Annotated in this window: 13 protein-coding genes and 2 riboswitches; of the genes, 5 read left to right on the forward strand and 8 right to left on the reverse strand. The window is 44.6% G+C overall.

What is annotated here, in order from left to right:
- Nucleotides 1–308: 308 nt before the first annotated feature.
- The gene (locus tag Q8W40_RS11320) at nt 309–1,190 is read right to left on the reverse strand and encodes an HAD family hydrolase (RefSeq protein ID WP_305397246.1); all 882 of its coding nucleotides are present in this window, start codon (nt 1,188–1,190) and stop codon (nt 309–311) included.
- A gap of 538 nt (nt 1,191–1,728) precedes the next feature.
- On the opposite strand from Q8W40_RS11320, the gene Q8W40_RS11325 reads away from it, so the two are divergent.
- The 3 genes from Q8W40_RS11325 to Q8W40_RS11335 all read left to right on the forward strand — a co-directional run bounded on the left by Q8W40_RS11325 (nt 1,729) and on the right by Q8W40_RS11335 (nt 6,869).
- A complete protein-coding gene (locus tag Q8W40_RS11325) occupies nt 1,729–3,231 on the forward strand; it encodes a hypothetical protein (RefSeq protein ID WP_305397247.1) in 1,503 nt (500 codons plus the stop codon).
- Between the two features lie 196 nt (nt 3,232–3,427).
- A riboswitch (cyclic di-GMP riboswitch) is annotated at nt 3,428–3,526 on the forward strand.
- Between the two features lie 39 nt (nt 3,527–3,565).
- A complete protein-coding gene (locus Q8W40_RS11330) occupies nt 3,566–5,083 on the forward strand; it encodes a hypothetical protein (protein WP_305397248.1) in 1,518 nt (505 codons plus the stop codon).
- Between the two features lie 182 nt (nt 5,084–5,265).
- Nucleotides 5,266–5,359, forward strand: a riboswitch (cyclic di-GMP riboswitch).
- A 31-nt stretch (nt 5,360–5,390) separates the two neighbouring features.
- Entirely contained in the window at nt 5,391–6,869 is a 1,479-nt protein-coding gene (locus Q8W40_RS11335; RefSeq protein WP_305397249.1) for a hypothetical protein, read from the forward strand.
- Nucleotides 6,870–6,944: 75 nt separating this feature from the next.
- Here the strand turns inward: Q8W40_RS11335 and radA are convergent, their stop codons facing one another.
- Nucleotides 6,945–8,324, reverse strand: coding sequence for a DNA repair protein RadA (gene radA / locus Q8W40_RS11340; RefSeq protein ID WP_305397250.1), 1,380 nt, complete (start codon nt 8,322–8,324; stop codon nt 6,945–6,947).
- Nucleotides 8,325–8,462: 138 nt separating this feature from the next.
- On the opposite strand from radA, the gene Q8W40_RS11345 reads away from it, so the two are divergent.
- Nucleotides 8,463–10,805: a PilZ domain-containing protein gene (locus Q8W40_RS11345; protein ID WP_305397251.1), complete on the forward strand. Its 2,343-nt coding sequence runs from the start codon at nt 8,463–8,465 to the stop codon at nt 10,803–10,805.
- Nucleotides 10,806–10,998: 193 nt separating this feature from the next.
- Here Q8W40_RS11345 and serB read toward each other — a convergent pair whose 3' ends face one another.
- Nucleotides 10,999–11,967 carry a phosphoserine phosphatase gene (serB, locus tag Q8W40_RS11350; protein ID WP_305397253.1) on the reverse strand — a complete coding sequence of 323 codons (969 nt, stop codon included), beginning with the start codon at nt 11,965–11,967 and terminating at the stop codon, nt 10,999–11,001.
- Between the two features lie 98 nt (nt 11,968–12,065).
- On the opposite strand from serB, the gene Q8W40_RS11355 reads away from it, so the two are divergent.
- Nucleotides 12,066–12,680 carry a YtjB family periplasmic protein gene (locus Q8W40_RS11355; protein ID WP_305397254.1) on the forward strand — a complete coding sequence of 205 codons (615 nt, stop codon included), beginning with the start codon at nt 12,066–12,068 and terminating at the stop codon, nt 12,678–12,680.
- Between the two features lie 84 nt (nt 12,681–12,764).
- Here the strand turns inward: Q8W40_RS11355 and deoD are convergent, their stop codons facing one another.
- The 5 genes from deoD to Q8W40_RS11380 form a co-directional block, all read right to left on the reverse strand.
- Nucleotides 12,765–13,481 carry a purine-nucleoside phosphorylase gene (gene deoD, locus Q8W40_RS11360; protein ID WP_101113204.1) on the reverse strand — a complete coding sequence of 239 codons (717 nt, stop codon included), beginning with the start codon at nt 13,479–13,481 and terminating at the stop codon, nt 12,765–12,767.
- Nucleotides 13,482–13,668: 187 nt separating this feature from the next.
- On the reverse strand, nt 13,669–14,997 hold the full coding sequence (gene deoA / locus Q8W40_RS11365; protein ID WP_305397255.1) for a thymidine phosphorylase: 1,329 nt from the start codon (nt 14,995–14,997) through the stop codon (nt 13,669–13,671).
- Nucleotides 14,998–15,211: 214 nt separating this feature from the next.
- The gene (gene deoC / locus Q8W40_RS11370) at nt 15,212–15,988 is read right to left on the reverse strand and encodes a deoxyribose-phosphate aldolase (RefSeq protein ID WP_305397256.1); all 777 of its coding nucleotides are present in this window, start codon (nt 15,986–15,988) and stop codon (nt 15,212–15,214) included.
- Between the two features lie 425 nt (nt 15,989–16,413).
- Complete coding sequence (locus Q8W40_RS11375; protein WP_101113207.1) at nt 16,414–17,676, reverse strand: NupC/NupG family nucleoside CNT transporter; 1,263 nt, start codon at nt 17,674–17,676, stop codon at nt 16,414–16,416.
- Between the two features lie 206 nt (nt 17,677–17,882).
- A complete protein-coding gene (locus Q8W40_RS11380) occupies nt 17,883–18,659 on the reverse strand; it encodes a TatD family hydrolase (RefSeq protein ID WP_305397257.1) in 777 nt (258 codons plus the stop codon).
- Nucleotides 18,660–18,758: the final 99 nt, after the last annotated feature.

Here is an 18,758-nt window from a genome sequence, read left to right on the forward strand (position 1 = left end):
ATCACAATCTGTCAAGACTGATACCCTTGCGTGCATTTGTAGAAAAAAAACTTTTTAACATTATTTTGAAATAAAAAGTAGCTCTTGGAAGTAAAAAGTAGCCTTAAAAGTTTTTCAATTTGATGAATACGCGTTAACTCACCATGCCCCTTTATATACTCCATTACCTTGAAAAGGTATGCCATTCAGCGACCTTACTTCCCCTCAACGAGCGTTACTCTTCTTTCTTAGTTAAGAAATTCGATCTTTGAACTCTGCATTTCGAGTTTGTACAGGTATAAGTGGGGACACATTTTCAGATTCAAAGGTTAGACTTTTTTATGGTTGTCTGTAAAGACACGATACCAATCATTCTTCATAGAAATACGCGTTAACTGGGTGTTATCTTGCGCAAGCCAATGTTCTATGGAGTGGCTTAGCGGGTATTGGTATTCTCTTTCAGAGTCATCATGGTCAACCACATAACATTGAGCGGAAGGATTCTTCTTTAACGCCCACTCTAATAATTCCAAGTCACCATCCGAGTTCCCAACCACCAATACCGGAGCGATTTCACAACGTGACTCAACAGAACACACTTTCTCTTCATTTATATTAAGGGCGATCGGTTGGTTTCCATTTTTACCATACAGTTCAGATCCCAATACCTTATCAGCATGAATACCGAATACCGCTTCAATCCATGGTCGAACAAATGGTTCAGAACTGCCGGTACAAACGTAACAAGTGAATTGCTGGGAATGAAGTTCATCTATCCACTCTTTCATGGGTAAATAAGCGAGATCCAAATAAGAGCATGAGAAATCCCGATGTTGTGCCCTATCCAGCCATTCACCACTCATCATTTCCAACTGTGTGTTCGAGTAATCAGGGTATGCAAGGTTAAAGGCATCAATTAAAGCCGCCCCAGAACCCGCAAGCTGTTTTTCAGCCAGCGCTACCGCATCAGAAACCTGAGAGCGAACAGTTTCATCCAAATCTTCATGCAATGCCGCTTTTAACTTATCAACAACAAAGAAGATTTCAGCAAAATACGGTTTCTCGCACCACATGGTGCCATCTAAATCAAACACGGCCACCCGCTTCTCTACTGAAAGATATTCTGGAGATTGCGGGTCTATCCAATTATGCAGCGCTTGTTTCCAAGCAAAATAGACAGGGGTTTCGTTCCAATAGGAAGATGAATTCAATGAAGGCTCCGTTTTTAAGTCGCGCATTAAGATCAAGTTACTTCAAGAAGACATTTTCAGCGAATAATTCTTCTCCCTTGAGTGAAAATATCGAATGTCAATACAATAGCAAGGTAGATTTCTGACATAAGATCACATTAAAAAGACAAAAAATCACATTTTTATAATTTTAGTTCAAACAAAGTATGTAATGCTTGAAAGCGTATCGATATTGATACAGCCAATTTTTCAATTCATATTTATCAAGTAAATTAGATAGATATATATGACATTTTTATTACATAGTTCATACCGCTCAGTAAAGTACCAGAAAACCCTCCTCCCAGACTGACCTCCACCTCATCAATTAACACTTTTATCATGTAGGCGAAGTTGCCTATTTAGCTTATTTTTTGCCCAACACTTATTGGCAAACCAGTCAAACAGCAGGTTGCCAATTTACCACTTTGAACTTGGGGAGAAAGTTTTAAGTGGATTGTCTATAAAAGCGGTATTTCGCCAAGCACCGCACTAACTATAAACACAAGGAATGGACGTTATGACTAAGCGATTGCTCTTAACTGCCTCTACATTGGCTCTTGCGACAGTATCTACATTTACTGTATCAGGGGAAACTTACACTCAGAACTTCAACGGTTTCGCTAACCAAACCGATCGAGGTTCTTGGGGTACAGTGGATTTTACACCTGGAACACCTGACCTAACCCCTTCTGATAAAGCGTCATATGTTAATGACAGCGATGAACTTCAATTTGAGGTTCGATGGACTTGGAACACTATGCGCCGCATGTTGGGTAAACAAACATTCAATACGTTAAGAAAGGAAATTGGTGTTCAAAAGCTTCGCCAGCTTATTGATACGCAATGTGAAGCTCGCATTGAGGTGGGAACACAGGGAACATATAATTATGGTGCACCTTCTGTCGGTGGCTATGTAGCTGAGATGGATTCAGACATCTATCACTGTAACCGTTACAATCCCAAAATTACTGTAAACGGTGTTGTTTACCCTCTTTCATATCCGCAGAAATCTTCTACTGTGAATATGCGTACTTTTATGCCAACAACACCGGGCTCTAAATACTCACTGACCATCAAGTATCATAAACGTAACTACAACTATAGTCGTTTCGGGATCACGGAAGCACAAGCGTACCGCAACATGAATGTTTGGGTTCGTGGAGCGCTTGAAGAAGCATCCCTTCAAGGTGTTGGCGATATTACCTTTACTGGACAACGCGTACGCCTGCCAGCCAATCCTTCGATCTCTGACGCCAACCAAGAAGATGGATTCAACGTAGCGACTATTAGCTTCACAGCAAATCGATTCTACACACCAATTGCATTGGCAGACAGTGGTCACCCAGACTCGTATGGTCTATTGATCAATGAAATCCAAACTGAAGTTACCGAGGTTAATCCTTTTAAAGAAACCTGTGAGCTGTTCTTCCCACCCAACAGCGGCGGTCTAAAGAAATGTCTCACCTCTGGTGGTGAACAAACACCTGATATGTTGAGCTGTAACCTAGAAATCGACGAGACATTAGGTAACTTCAAAGTAAATAAAGCAGGATACCGAGCTGAAGCCGAACCTTGGCGTTACGATCCAAACAACCTTTTCCACGTGAAAAACTACTACAGCGTAGGTAAAGGTGGCATCTCAACCTTGAGACTAGCGAACAATGGTCAATATTCTGGCTGTCCAATCTATGGCAAGACACTAAGATTAGAAGAGTTCACTGGTAACAACTGGGATTACACTCGCTTTGCAGAGCAAGGTTGGATTCAAGTACGACTAGCATGCTTAGACGAGAACAACTTGCGTGTAGCACGCTGGGAAACATTAGAAACTGAACGCCCAGATAACCTACTTATCACCAATAAGAAAGTTGATAAAGTGTTCAACGATGATGATTACCAGTCTTGTTTACTTCGCGCGATTCGCTTCGTAGACAGAACGCACCTTATCCCGGAAGACCAACCTGGTTACTCCGCAGCAAGTGATGGTTATGACGTTCGTAACCTTCGTATCGAAAATTAGAAGTCTTAGGGTCTAGTACCTTAGGTTGAACTGCATGACTCAATCTCCTCCAACCCCGGAGTTGTGCAGTTCCTTTTCTCTTCGGTGCTAATTCCCATCATCTAAATTAGTCATATCTGATGTAAGACATCAGTAGCATATATGAGAATACCTGTTTTCCTGCATTTTTTTTGAATGGAGATCATGTATTCTACCGCGACTCTTAGGGCTAACTCATTGAGAGATGAGGGCGCAAAATGACAGTACCTAAACAACCTTTTAGGGTGTTTGCTTTTAGGTAGGCTGCATTGCTGAGTGTTTTTACCGAGACGAAAACACAAAGGAATTTAGAGTAATGAAATTGAAACTTTTAGTTGCAGGCTTAGTTGCATTTGCAGCCACACAAGCACAAGCATTTGTACCCGCAAGTGTAATCGACAATAACAAACCGAAAGCTGAAGAGTACGTACAGGACTTTAACAGCTACAAGAATCAAGTTTGGGGTTACTGGGCAACCGTTGACCTATCACCAAATCAAACGCTTTCGCCAAGTAACAAAGCTGCCTACACCACCAGCAATCAAAACATCTTATTCGAAGTCCGCTGGACTTGGAACACACTTAGAAAAATGCTGGGCTCAAACCAATTTGATGAACTTCGCAACAGCATCGGTGTAGATGAAATCCGCCGTCTTGTTGATCAAGTATGTGAAGCTCGCGCAGAAGTAGGTAAACACAAAACATATAACTTCGGCAGCCCACTTCCTTGGTGGGAGCAAAAGAAACAGTATCTGACAGAGTTAGATTCAGATACTTATCACTGCCAGAAGCACAAACCTGCCATCTATGTAAGCGGTAAGCGTTACGACTTGTCTTACCCTAAAAACAACGCTTCTACGGTAAACTTACGTACATTTATCCCAACAACACCGGGCTCTGAGTACGAAGTTGAAATTCGTTACACTAAACGTAACTACCATAATAGTTCCAACAATGCATACCGTGACGTAGCAGTATGGGTTCGTGGCGACATCGAATCAGCAAAACTGGATGGTGGTTCAAACGCAAGCTTTGATGGTCAGCGTGTAAGCTTACCAGCCGCTCCGAACGCTAGCCGCGATGGTCACGGTTTCTACGTTGCACGTATTAAATTTACGGCAGACCGCTTCCACACTGCAGTTGCTATTGCAGACAAAGGTCTTCCTGATTCATACGGTATCTTGGTGAACAAGGTACGTACTCATGTAACGAAAGTGAATCCAAATAAAGAAACCTGTGAAGTGCTATTCCCAGCAGGTAGCCAAGAGCTGCTTAACTGTTTGAACGGTGGCGAGCCAGCACCTGAAGTTATCAGCTGTAACCTAGAAGTGGACTCTACACTTGGTAACGTAGTGGTAGACCAAGAAGGTTACCGTGCGACAAGTGAACCTTGGCGTTATGACCCTCTAAGCATCCTACACACTAAAAACTTCTACGGTGTAGGCAGAGAAGGTATCACTACCTTTAACATGGCTTCTAACGGCAAATATTCTGGTTGTCCTATCAAAGGTAAGCGTCTAAGACTGGACGAGTACACAGCAAACAACTGGGATTACGAACGTTGGGCTGAGCAAGGCTTAGTGAAAGTTAAACTTTCTTGTGTTGACAATGGCATCCGTGCGAGCCGCTGGGAAGTCGTTGAAACGGAGCTAGAGAACAACTACCTAATCACAAACAAAAAAATCGACAAATTGTTCAACGACACTAAGTACGACAACTGTTTACTTACTGCAGTACGTTTTGTTGACCGTACGCATCTAATTCCAGAATCACAGTCTGGTTACGATGCGAACAGTGATGGTTTTGATGTGCGTGCTATGCGTATCGAAAACTAAACACCTCTTCGAGTAATACCTTCCAAAAATGCCACCGCTTACTGGTGGCATTTTTTATGTCACGAACACATGAATGGAGGCGAATTTCACTCTCTATTATTCTTAAAAGAAAGACAGTAAATCGAAGTTAAGAATTTATTTATATTAGCCTTTTTTTCGTTTCTGCCTGTTCTAATCTATCACCACTCTTAGGGCAAACTGATTGAAAAATCGGGACGCAAAATGACAGTACCTAACATCGCAGTGGTATGCATTCAGGTAGGCTGCATTGCTGAGTGTTTCTGTTAAAAACACAAGGATTAGAGTCATGATAAAAAAAACATTGGTAAGTTTAAGCCTGGCTTCTGCAGTCTTAGCTTTCCCTATCGCAGCAGACACATTAGACAAATACACCCAACTATTTAATACCTATCAAAACCAGCTAGAACACGGTACTTGGGGGTTGGTCGATTTTACGCCTTCCGGTGAGCAGCTAACGCCTAGTAACCCGCAAGCTTACACATCAGGCAGTACGTTACTGTTTGAACCTCGTTGGACCAAACGCACCATGCGCCATGTGCTCGGGAAATCCCAATACCAGTATTTGGAAAGTACCATTGGTGAAGAAGAAGTTCGCCGCCGTATCAATCATCACTGTGAAGCTCAGTTGGAAGTAGGGACATCTAAAACTTACGGTCAACAATACAAAGGCGGTGGCTATCTTGCCGAGCTAGATTCAGACACATCACATTGCCCTAAAAATCGTCGCTTAAATGTTGGCGGAACGTACTACCCACTCAACTTCAATAATAATGAAGCCGCAGTCAACATTCGCACGTTTGTACCGACAACTCCGGGAGCGGAGTATCGCTTGGTATTTAAATATCAGAGACGCGCTTACACACCAACCTCACAAGCGAATAACTACTACCGCGACCTTATTAACAATGTCGGTGGAGAAATCACGAGTGCGACAGTGAACGGACATGGTGGCGTTGGAATCAGCGGTCATCGCCTCCAATTTCCGATTCAGTTGAACGACACTAACCTTATAAAAGGTTTCAACAAAGCAGTCGTTCACTTTAAAGCCGACCGTTTTCATACACCCATCGTCTTCCGCGACAAGGGGTTACCTGACTCTTATGGGCTAATGTTGAAAGATGTAAAAGTATTCGTCACGAAGCAAAACCCAAATAAAGAGCTTTGCGAACTTCTTTATCCAGCTGGAAGCGCTGAACTGCAAAATTGCTTGAATGGCGGCTCCACCGGTGTACCTTCAGAAATTAGCTGTAACCTGAACATCGATTCTCAGTTGGGTAACTTCATAGTTGATGAAGCCGGCGAACGAGCACCAAATGAGCCTTCACGCTACAACCCTCAAAACATCTTCAGCTGGAAGCATTTCTACTCTGTGGGTAAAGGCGGTATTTCCACGTTCAACATGTCAAACAACGGTAAACTCTCTGCGTGTCCTATCTTCAACAAACAAGTCACCTTACAAGAGTTCACTTCAAACAACTGGGACTACGAACGTTACGCAGAGCAAGGTTATGTACTTGCTAAATTGAACTGTTTAGCGGCTAACGGTACGCGAGAAACTCGTTGGGAAACCATAGGAACTGAACGCGACGACAATCTTTTGGTCACTCAAGGGGTAATAGATAAAACCTTTAACGACGCTAAATATCAAAATTGTCTGCTGCTCGCGTTACGGTTTGAAGACCGTACGCATATCATACCCACCACTCAGGCTGGATATGACGAAAACAACGATGGCTTCGACATCCGCAACCTGAAGCTTCAATAAACAAAAAGCCACCGCGAGGTGGCTTTCATTAAATAATTATACCCAGGTTATCTCGAGATACTTGGGTATAAAGCATTACAACTCATCAAAGGCTTCAATCGCTTCTGACAGTTTCTTAACACCGTGGATTTGCATGCCTTTAATTCCGCCTTTTGGCATATTGGCAGCGGGTACAACGGCTTTGGTGAACCCGTGTTTGAAGGCTTCCATCAATCGTTCTTGTCCACTTGGTACTGGGCGGATTTCACCCGCTAACCCAACCTCACCAAACACCACGACATCTTTCGGCAATGGTCGGTCTCTAAAGCTCGATAATAACGCCAACACTAACGCAAGGTCGGCACTGGTTTCAGTCACCTTAACCCCACCCACTACGTTAACGAACACGTCTTGGTCAGCCATTTGCAAACCGCCGTGTTTATGCAAAACCGCCAGCAACAAAGACAAGCGATTTTGTTCCAAGCCCACCGCCACCCGGCGAGGATTAGCCAGCTGCGAATAATCCACCAACGCTTGAATTTCAACTAAAAGCGGACGCGTTCCTTCCCACACCACCATGACCGAACTGCCAGAGGTTTCCTCTTCGCCACGGGACAAGAAAATGGCAGAAGGGTTACTGACTTCTTTTAGTCCTTGCCCTGTCATAGCGAACACACCCAGCTCATTCACCGCACCAAAACGGTTTTTGTGGCTGCGCATAGTACGGAAACGAGTGTCTGTACCACCATCTAACAAGACCGAACAGTCAATAATATGTTCCAACACTTTTGGCCCCGCCAACGTGCCATCTTTCGTCACATGACCAACAATAAAAACTGCCACATTGTTCTGTTTTGCATAGCGTGTCAAAGCGGTAGCTGACTCACGAACTTGTGCCACACTGCCAGGTGACGATTGCACATCTGCTACATGCATCACCTGAATGGAGTCGATCACCATAATGCGAGGTTGTTCTTTTTCCGCAATTTGGCAAATTTTATCAACATTGGTTTCAGACAACATGCTGAGGCTGTCTTTAGGCAAGCCTAATCGCGATGCTCGCATTGCTACCTGTTGTAAAGACTCTTCACCTGTCACATAAAGCGAGGGCATTTGGCTTGAGAGCAAACACATGGTTTGTAAAAGAAGTGTTGATTTACCGGCTCCAGGGTTACCACCAATCAGAATAGCCGCCCCCGGTACAATCCCACCACCAAGTACTCTATCTAATTCTTTGAACCCACTAGAAAAGCGAGGCACTTCTTGAAGATCAATTTCCGAAAGTTTTTGTACTTTGGATTCTGTTCCAGAGCCGGCATACCCTGAAAGTCTTTCATTACGGGCTACAGTTGGCGAAGCGGCAAGACGAATTTCAGATATGGTGTTCCAAGCCCCACAAGCGTTGCACTGCCCTTGCCAGCGGGGGAAATCTGCACCACAATCATTACAAACATATGCACGTTTTGCTTTCGCCATAGAACTTGCCGTCCCTCAATTATTTACAATAAAAATTTAACATTGGGGTCATATCTCTGATCATAAGAGTATAATTATTTTAAAGATAACGATTACGTCGTCGATAACCCAGTTAGGACAGGTACTTTAACAGAAATAATGGAACAAGCTGAAATACTCTCGCTCGTTGAGCGCCTCATACCCGTATACCGTTCGGATGATTTCGACCTTGTATTGTCACAAATGACAGAAGGGGAGCATCCGTCGGTCAAAATTTTGGTCAAAATGGAAATGAAGCGCGTGATGGCGCCATGTACCAAGACCATAGATTTGAGAGGACGAGTACAAGGGGAATGTCGGGAATACAAACTGGAGGAGCTAACCCATTGGCTCGACGACGTAGCGATTAATGCCTATCACAAAAAAGTGAAGCGCTTTGGTGGCTATACCGAAGGCGTGTGGGAAGCGTTGGTCAACACTCGTAATAACTTTAGGGTGATGAGTAAAAATCGCCCGAACATGACCTACAGTATCACCGACCCAGACAGCCCATACGAAGCAGAACCTATCCGATTAGGCTACGATTTACGTCGTCAAGAAAACCGCTTACGCATGGCAAGTCAAGTTGATATCAAATTAAAGTCAGGTCAAGAGATCCACGGCGTCAGTGTTGATTTGTCGTGTTCTGGTGCAAAATTCAAAGTACCAAGTGCATTCGACTACAAACTCGGTGAAGTCATAGGGGCACGCTTCGTACAGCTTGCGAAAGAAACCAATAACCCCGAATTAGAAGAGGCGCTCGAATATCGAATTCTCGGTGTAGACAATTGCTTTGAAAACAACAGCGTAAAATGGCTTCGTTTGATGAAACTCACCGAAACCGATGCGATTTCTCATGCAATAGAGCTGATGCTAAAAAACAACTCTAAAAGAGCCAAACACGACAACCAAGACCACATTCTTCGCGCGCGTTCTCGAGGGTACGAACACAGCTATCTAAAACACACCAGTAACCTTCCATTATTTTTCTCGGGCACCGAACTCCGGTATTCACTGCTAACGGATGCTAACCAGGGGCTTTGGACATATTGGCATGACGAGCGCAACCAGCAGACTCTAGGCACTCTATTTAATCGTGAACGCATGGCCCCTCTTACCCCACCGGGAATGAAGACCAGTAGTAACTTTATCTATTCATTTACTCACGAACATCAAGATAAAACGTTGTTTTACAGTATGATGCTTCCTGAAGCTTCCCGTGAACAAAGACAGCTCTTTTGGCATGTAGGCGCTAGACGTGATAGCTGGCGTGTATTCCGACTGCATATGTTTGAGTTATCTAAAGACGAGATCTCGCACTTATTGGAAGTGGCACCAGAAATGTCAGAAACCATCAAAACTCTGACACACACTGGCATTTTACAAGAAGTGAGCGACGCGCAAACCAGCCACGACTATTTGTTAACAGAAAAGCCCAGCATACCAAGCTCAGAGCTCAATCGATTCCGCCATACTCGTCAGATAGTGGGTTCGCCACAAGGCATATACTTTGATTCCAGTTCTCGTCGTACAGAGCCAAGGTTTGTATTTGATTCCCCCGTCGAAGCCCAATTGGAAAGTGCAGAACCGTTAAAAGGGAAAACCATCGACTTTTCCAGTAGAGGGTTGAACATTCAACTGGCAACGCCTATGCAGGCCAAAGCCGGCGACGAAATCAATGTGAACTATATTGAGCTTCAACGCTACGACAGTGGAGTGCCGTTGTCAGAAGTGCCGTACAAGGTGATCAAGCTCAGCCCAGATTGTAAAAATGTCCACCTATCGATCATTGAAAACCCTCAAAGTACACGCAGCCTAAATTTCTTAAAACGTTTGATTACCCATAATCAGGGTAAGCTTGAAGAAGACAATGAACCCATCCCCTCTTCAGAGCTGCTGAGCACCATGCATCATTTATTACTAGGAAGAATGGTGTCCGTTCCTTTCTACATTGAAAAGAAAGACCGGATATTGCAACCAAGAGCCATTGGTGTGAATTTCCCAATGGATGGTCTCGCTAAAATTTTCCAGTCTTTAGGGCATGGTGGCAAACTCTCACTCGAACCTATCTTTAAGAACCGAACAAATACGTTGCTAGCAACACCTATGCGCCCTATTGAAGGAGCAGAGCCAGCGTTTCATGAGTTGTATATAGCAGTCACTCAAAATGGCAAGCAGATCGAAGAAATCCACACTCGCTTAATCAGTGATTTTGAATCGATAAAAGAACGCATGCGATTTGTAAAGAAAGCCAAATCTATCGGTCAGTTTTATGTTATTCGTATCTCTGGCATGCCCATTTTCGATTCACTAACCAACTTACTCAATGAGGAGTTGAGCAGCTTGGCCAAAGCGACTATTCACCATGCTAGAGCGTTAGAGAAAGAATTTACCAGCCTCGTTGGGTACGGTGAATTCAGTGATATTACGGAAGAAGTTCTGATAAGGCTAGAACTGACCTAACTTCGTTTTATGGGAACCGATAGTTATTTTATGGGAACAGATAGTTATTTTATGGGACCCGATAGTTAATTACTTATGAGAACAGATAGAAATATTCCTGAAAACAAAAAGCGGGCTTACATTGCCCGCTTTTTGATTTTGAATGTCGCGTGTTTTTAAATTAAAGCAGGGGTGTCACCAAGTAGGTTTATTGCTACCACGCCACTTTCTGTTGTTTCACCAGCCCTGCACTTAAAATACAAAGCACTCCACCCAATCCACTGAAACGGACGGCAGTTTGCGCCTGTTGCTCCACCTTAGGTTTAGCGTGATACGCCACACCTAAGCCCGCAGCATTCATCATGACTAAGTCGTTGGCACCATCACCAACGGCAATAGTATTGTGGGTTTCAATGTCGTACTGTTCAGCAAGCTCACTGAGGATTTCTGCTTTAGTCTGAGCCGATACCACATCGCCCAGCACTTGCCCTGTCAGTTTACCACCCACAATTTCCAACGTATTGGATTGAGCATGGTCTAGGTTGAGCGTCTCTTTTAGGTAATCGGAAAAATACGTGAAGCCGCCAGACGCTATTGCCGTTTTCCAGCCAAACGCTTGCAAGCTAGCAACGAACTCACGTAAATCTGGCATCATTGGCAAATCGCTTCTCACCGCTTCTAGAATGCTTTCATCGGCATCTTTCAACACGCCGACGCGTTGTCTCAAGCTTTCTTCAAAGTCCAGCTCACCTTGCATTGCGCGCTCTGTTACTTCGGAGACTTGCTCACCCACACCTGCTAACTTAGCGATCTCATCAATGCATTCGATTTGAATAGCAGTGGAGTCCATATCCATCACGACCAACCCTGGCTTGCTGAGATCCGGAACATCATGCAAATTGGCGTAATCGAGGGATAGCGCTTGCAAAATGGTTTCATGCTCACTGGTCAGTTCGCCCGTCATCAACGCCACTTCGTATTTGCCGACTTTCCATGTTGCCACTACGGCATTGTAGGTTCCGGTATAAAAATCAATGTCGTCAAAATGGTTAGGGGAAAGGTAATCAGCAAAAATGATCCAGTTCGCGCGTTGTAAATCGATGCGAGAGGCAAATCGTGTTTCTGGAAGACGTTTAAGTAGTGTGATGTGTTTCTTAATTGGCAGAGTTTTCATTGCGTCCATGACAGTTTAATCCTGTAGTGAACGTAAACTTAACCTATTGCAATTTGGAAACGCAAGTTTATGATCAATTTAAATCTTAACGAGTGGCGAACCTTTATATGAGCAGTTCCCTATTTTCATTCCGCGCCTTCTTACGCATTATCGCGATGATCGTGCTCGCTTTGCTGGTTTTTTCCATGGTGCAAAACAGCGTGGTTATCAGTAAGGGGAACGAAGCGATTCAGGCTCGACAGCTTGAAACGCTGACCAATGTTTTGGTCACCCAAGCAGCGCTGTCTGCCAGTGATATGCTGGTAAATCAAGATCAGGAAAACCTGCTTAAGCTGACTCAGCAACTGTCTAAAGATCGTCTTGTGCTCGATGCAACAATCTATGATGCGGAAGGCGTTAAGCTGGCCGCCAGTCACGAAGCGAAACCCGTGCGTGAAGTGTTAGGGCTAGATACCCCATTAGGCACCGCAGCCATTGGGCGTCAGCAGTTGGTTGAACCGATTTACAACGATGGTGCCATGATTGGCTTTATGCGCATTACCTTTGAAAAAGGTCGTGTGACCGCGATATCGGATCACCACTATCGCAACAGTGACCGCCTTATGTACTTAATGATTTTGATGAGTTTTGCCAGCGGCATATTGATTGCGATTTTGTTCCGACGCCAGCGTCGTAGCCGCCAAAAAGGTGAAAATTTACTGCTCAAGAATGTCGCATCTTAGTCGGAACATATTGGCGAGTTCCAATAACAAAAAAAGCCCCGCTAAACCAACTTAGCGGGGCTTTTTAATTCATAAATTCTTGGCTTACTTATCGCCAAGCAAAACAGAATCTAGCGCAATCTCAATCATCTCGTTAAACGTCGTTGCACGTTCTTCTGAAGTGGTTTGCTCACCCGTTTTTATGTGGTCAGACACAGTACAGATCGTCAGCGCTTTTGCACCGTATTCCGCACATACACCGTAGATGCCCGCTGCTTCCATTTCTACACCAACGATTCCATATTTATCCATCACGTCGAACATGTCTGGATCAGGCGTGTAGAATAGCTCTGCCGAAAACAAGTTGCCGACTTTCACATCGATACCACGAGCTTTCGCTGCTTCTTCAGCATTTTTTACCATCTGGTAATCCGCAATTGCTGCGAAGTCATGCCCTTTAAAACGAATACGGTTTACTTTTGAATCCGTGCTAGCGCCCATGCCAATTACCACATCACGCACTTTAATGTCTTCGTTTACTGCACCACAGCTGCCTACACGAATGATTTTCTTAACACCGAAATCTTTGATTAATTCTGTTGCATAAATTGAGCACGAAGGGATACCCATACCGTGTCCCATAACAGAGATCTTACGACCTTTGTAAGTCCCCGTGTAACCAAACATATTGCGAACATCGCAGACTTGTACAACGTCATCCAGAAATGTTTCTGCGATGTATTTGGCACGTAGCGGGTCGCCAGGCATCAATACAACGTCTGCGAATGCACCCATTTCAGCATTAATATGAGGAGTAGCCATTGAAGTGGTCCTTATAAAAGTAATAAATGTTCGATGCAGGCAAAATACCGTTTATCGCTTAATGAGATCAACCCAATTTACGTTCGGTAACACCTTTGCCTACGCTCTTATTATGAGTAAATAAAATGAAAGAAAGCACGGTTCATTTTGTTATCCATGAAAGGCTTTTTTCCATAAAGAGATTTGTCTATACGTCTTGTGAACGGAACTGACGATATACATCTGGCGTCTCTTGATATTCGCCACCAACTGTGATGGCTCTGTGCAATGCATCCGCCGCTTCATTCCACTGCGCTTCAGTCCGTGCGTGGATCATCGCCAGTGGCTTCTCGCTGCTTGCAACTTCACCAAGGCGAACGAATTGATCAAAGCCAACCGCGTAATCGATACTGTCGGTTGCCACGCGACGACCACCGCCCATCGCCACAACTGCCATGCCGATCGCTCGGGTGTCCATCGAAGAAACAATACCGCTCTCTTTGGCATAAACTGGTTTGATTATCTCGGCTTTTTCGAGGTAATTGTCGTAGTTTTCTACGAAGTCGACAGGGCCACCTAAGCCAGCCACCATCTTGCCAAAGCATTCAGCCGCTTTTCCATTATCTAGGACTGCAATCAGCTTTTTGCGCGCATCTTCGGTATCTTCTGCAAGCTTGCCTAGTACCAGCATTTCACTACACAGTGCTAAGGTGATCTCTAGCAAACGTGGATTGCGGTATTCACCTGTCAGGAACTGCACCGCTTCACGTACTTCCACTGCGTTACCTGCAGAAGACGCAAGCACCTGATTCATGTCTGTAAGGATGGCAGTCGTTTTAGTACCAGCACCATTGGCAACCGCAACAATTGATTTCGCCAGTTCTTCCGACGCTTCATAAGTCGGCATAAACGCACCGGAACCCACTTTCACGTCCATCACGAGTGAATCCAGACCGGCAGCCAGTTTCTTAGACAGAATAGAAGCAGTAATCAGGGAAATGTTATCGACCGTTGCCGTGATATCACGGGTAGCGTAAACACGCTTATCGGCCGGCGCGAGATCGCCTGTCTGACCGATGATCGCCACACCCGCATCCTTGGTTACGTCACCAAACACATCGTTGTTTGGCGTAATGTTGTAGCCCGGAATGGATTCCAGCTTATCCAGTGTGCCACCAGTATGACCGAGACCTCGACCAGATATCATGGGTACAAAACCGCCACACGCAGCCACCATTGGACCAAGCATGAGAGACGTCACATCACCTACACCACCAGTGGAGTGCTTATCGACGATCGGGCCACCAAAGTTCATGTGATCCCAGTTAATCACCATGCCGGAATCTCGCATCGCACAAGTCAGTGCAATTCGTTCGGGCATGCTCATTTCATTAAAGAAAATGGCCATCGCGAACGCAGCAATTTGCCCTTCAGACACCTCACCTTTCGCAACACCTTGGATAAAGAATTGAATTTCTTCCGCAGACAGCACTTCGCCGTCACGTTTTTTACGGATAATTTCTTGAGGTAAATACATTGTCAGTTCCTACCGGACTCTATTGGTCCGGCTTTGTAGGGAATAGAGGCAGAATATGGGCGAGAGAACATCGCCCACAATCAAACAGATCTTTTTTTATACTCTAAATAGTTGGAGTTGCAGCTAGGCGACAAGTAAGTTCATCCGTATGAGCATAGATTTCCTATGTGATTAGGATGAACTTACGCAGTCAGCAACGCTGAAGCTTCAAATATTAATACGCAGCTGGATCAGCCGTTTTGTCTGTTACTTCTAATGTATTCAGTAGATTGGTTAGCAGGCTTGATGCACCAAAGCGGTAGTGACGAGCATCTACCCAATTATCACCTAGGATCTCATCTGCCATTGCTAGGTATGCTGCTGCGTCTTCCGCAGTACGAACACCACCTGCTGGTTTAAAGCCAACGGTTTCTGCTACGCCCATGTCGCGGATCACTTCCAGCATCATGCGCGCGTATTCAGGAGTGGCATTGACAGGTACTTTACCCGTAGAGGTTTTGATGAAGTCAGCGCCCGCTTCAATACAAATTTGAGACGCCTTCTTGATCAATGCTTCTTCTTTAAGTTCACCTGTTTCAATGATCACTTTAAGAAGGATATCACCACACGCTTCTTTGCACTGTTTAACCAGTTCGAAGCCGACTTTCTCATTACCTGCGATGAGTGCGCGGTATGGAAAAACAACGTCAACTTCATCAGCACCATAGGCGACGGCTGCTTTGGTTTCAGCAACCGCAATTTCGATGTCGTCGTTGCCGTGTGGGAAGTTGGTAACGGTCGCGATGCGAACGTCTGGTGTACCTTGCTCGCGCAGTGTCTTCTTAGCAATAGGAATAAAGCGAGGGTAAATACAGATGGCGGCCGTGTTGCCGACTGCTGATTTTGCGTTATGACATAGCGAAACAACCTTCGCATCAGTGTCATCATCGTTCAGCGTAGTCAAATCCATCAGTTTAAGTGCACGTAGAGCTGCTGCTTTTAAATCGCTCATTTCTATCTCCGATCAGTTTATTCAATTAGTAAGTGAGTTTGGTAACTCATCACAACATGAACGGACTTGGTTCCCTGAAGACTTAAACTCATTCATTTTCGCATTACTAGAAAGCGAGATGTCGAGTTCAATTGCTATCCCTGTCACCGCACAGTACCCATAAGGTCTATGGCACAACGTTAAGTTTTTATGCCTAAGTCGTGGCTAACGTTTTTCACAAATTCTGGTCTCTTTGCTTCCTGCAAAGGTCTGACCTTTTCACGATCTATACAATACGCTCTATTTGTTCAAAACAATAGCATTCCATGTGACGCAAACGGTTTGTATCTCAAAAAATTCAGTCCATTTAAAACAAAAAAACCCCGTAGCAATTTCTTGCTACGGGGTTGGTTTTCGTGGCGTCTATATAATCTTTCTCTTTACACTTAGAAAGATAAGAATAGACCAGCGATGGTCGCTGCCATTAGGTTAGATAGCGTACCTGCAATAACCGCTTTCACACCCATACGAGCGATGTCGTGACGACGTGAAGGTGCAAGGCTACCTAGACCACCAAGTAGAATCGCGATAGATGAAAGATTCGCGAAACCACACAATGCAAATGCGATGATTGCTGTCGTCTTCTCAGACATTGGCAGACCTGTTTCCGCTACAACTTTCGCACCTTCACCGATGTATGGTGTGAAGTTCAAGTAAGCAACGAATTCGTTTACAACAATCTTCTGGCCGATGAATGAACCAGCGAGTGTTGCTTCTTCCCAAGGCACACCAATAACGAATGCAAGAGGAGCGAATACCCAACCAAGAACAAGTTCTAGAGTCAGTTCAGGCATACCGAACCAGCCACCAACGCCACCAAGAACGCCGTTCACTAGAGCGATAAGACCGATGAATGCCAATAGCATTGCACCAACGTTTAGTGCTAGCTGAAGACCAACAGAGGCACCGCCTGCTGCTGCATCAATTACGTTAGCTGGTTTGTCGTCGCCACCATCGATATCAGAATCAAGGTCATCTTTTGCCTTTTCAGTTTCAGGCATGATGATTTTAGCGAACAGAAGACCACCAGGTGCTGCCATGAAGGACGCGGCAACAAGGTACTCTAGAGGTACACCCATTGATGCGTAACCTGCTAGTACACCACCTGCTACAGATGCTAGACCACCACACATTACCGCGAACAACTCAGATTGAGTCATTTTAGGTACGAATGGACGAACCACTAGAGGTGCTTCTGTTTGACCTACAAAAATGTTAGCTGCTGCCGACATGGATTCTGCACGAGATGTGCCCAATGCTTTTTGAAGAGCACCACCAAGAATCTTGATTACCCACTGCATGATACCTACGTAATAAAGAACGGAGATAAGTGCAGAGAAGAAGATTAGTGTTGGTAGAACTTGGAAAGCAAAGATGAAGCCAATACCGTCAACAGAGAAGTTAACTAAGCTACCGAACAGGAAACCTGTTCCGTCTTTACCGTAGTCGATCACATTCTGAACACCTGCAGAGAATGCAGCCAGAAGATCACGACCCCAAGGGATGTATAGAACAAAAGCACCGAGTGCGAATTGGATAGCAAAAGCGCCACCCACTGTTCTGAAATTAATTGCTTTGCGGTTGCCGGATAACAGTACTGCAATTCCTAGCAGTACAACGATACCGACGAGGCTCATAAACAGGCTCATAGTTTATGACTTCCTTATTAGTTATTTATTGGCGTGTTACAAATTGGCGCTTATATGAAGCGTGGGCATTATAAGCACCCCGCTATAAATAAAGTAATGGCATAGTCACAAATTCGTGCCTTATTCACTCTTGTATCATTATAAATTGTGACAACAATCACACAAAGCAATCGTATGCTTGCGGAACTTTCAGTGAAGATGGCGATTTATTCACAAATTCCGAACACTAAATTGCTTTTAATCCACAGCTGTGGCGCAATCGTTTGCTTTGTTCTTTTTTTGAGCTCCGCAAGACATTCCAAGACTAGAGGTAAGTACTTAGGGTGATTTGGCTTTCCTTGATATCCATTCATAGGCATATCAGGTGCATCGGTTTCTAGCACCAAGGAATCGAGGGGTAATTTGGTGATCGTATTGCGTGTTTTTTGAGCTCTTGGGTAAGTAATTGTCCCACCAACACCAATAGCAAACCCGAGATCAATCCAATCTTTGGCTTGTTGAAAGCTACCACTGAAACCATGAATCACTCCCCCACCATCAAATCGTGACTTTCTGAGCATCGATACCATCGATTGATGGGACTTTCTTTGATGAAGAATCAGTGGAAGCTGGTGTCGCTTTGCCAATTCAATCTGCCCCTGAAGGAGCGCTTCTTGTTTCGCTTGGGTATCGCTACCGGAATAAAAGTCCAACCCACACTCACCAACGGCAACACATTTGTCACTGCGATCTTGGAGCCTGTCGTCCAGCTGTTCCAAATGCGTATCCAGATGTTGGTCGATGAAATAAGGGTGAAGCCCTAATGCGAAGTAAATTTCTTGGTGGCTAGAAGCAAGCTCGTTCACTTTATCCCAGTTAACCAAGCCAACAGCAGGAATCAAGATTCGCTCTACATCAGATTGTTTGGCTAATGCAAGTTCTGCATCAATATCAGAAAAAACATCAAAGTCGAAATGGCAATGGGTATCAAAGAGTGAAGACATGGACTGACTACATTGTGCTGAGATTCTTCGTTTAGTTTATACCCAAACCAGCTCAAAATGCAGGGGTAAGGCTATATCTGCTGCCGCAGCCTTTTGTTG

This window comes from Vibrio penaeicida (assembly GCF_030689305.1).
Classification (GTDB): domain Bacteria; phylum Pseudomonadota; class Gammaproteobacteria; order Enterobacterales; family Vibrionaceae; genus Vibrio; species Vibrio penaeicida_B.

Excerpts from the sequence above, each read along its gene's own strand:
- Q8W40_RS11345 (WP_305397251.1), top strand. The coding sequence starts at position 8,463 with ATGGAACAAGCTGAAATACTCTCGCTCGTTGAGCGCCTCATACCCGTA.
- serB (WP_305397253.1), bottom strand. The coding sequence starts at position 11,967 with ATGGACGCAATGAAAACTCTGCCAATTAAGAAACACATCACACTACTT.
- Q8W40_RS11325 (WP_305397247.1), top strand. The coding sequence starts at position 1,729 with ATGACTAAGCGATTGCTCTTAACTGCCTCTACATTGGCTCTTGCGACA.
- Q8W40_RS11330 (WP_305397248.1), top strand. The coding sequence starts at position 3,566 with ATGAAATTGAAACTTTTAGTTGCAGGCTTAGTTGCATTTGCAGCCACA.
- Q8W40_RS11335 (WP_305397249.1), top strand. The coding sequence starts at position 5,391 with ATGATAAAAAAAACATTGGTAAGTTTAAGCCTGGCTTCTGCAGTCTTA.
- Q8W40_RS11380 (WP_305397257.1), bottom strand. The coding sequence starts at position 18,659 with ATGTCTTCACTCTTTGATACCCATTGCCATTTCGACTTTGATGTTTTT.
- deoC (WP_305397256.1), bottom strand. The coding sequence starts at position 15,988 with ATGAGCGATTTAAAAGCAGCAGCTCTACGTGCACTTAAACTGATGGAT.
- radA (WP_305397250.1), bottom strand. The coding sequence starts at position 8,324 with ATGGCGAAAGCAAAACGTGCATATGTTTGTAATGATTGTGGTGCAGAT.
- deoA (WP_305397255.1), bottom strand. The coding sequence starts at position 14,997 with ATGTATTTACCTCAAGAAATTATCCGTAAAAAACGTGACGGCGAAGTG.
- Q8W40_RS11355 (WP_305397254.1), top strand. The coding sequence starts at position 12,066 with ATGAGCAGTTCCCTATTTTCATTCCGCGCCTTCTTACGCATTATCGCG.
- deoD (WP_101113204.1), bottom strand. The coding sequence starts at position 13,481 with ATGGCTACTCCTCATATTAATGCTGAAATGGGTGCATTCGCAGACGTT.
- Q8W40_RS11375 (WP_101113207.1), bottom strand. The coding sequence starts at position 17,676 with ATGAGCCTGTTTATGAGCCTCGTCGGTATCGTTGTACTGCTAGGAATT.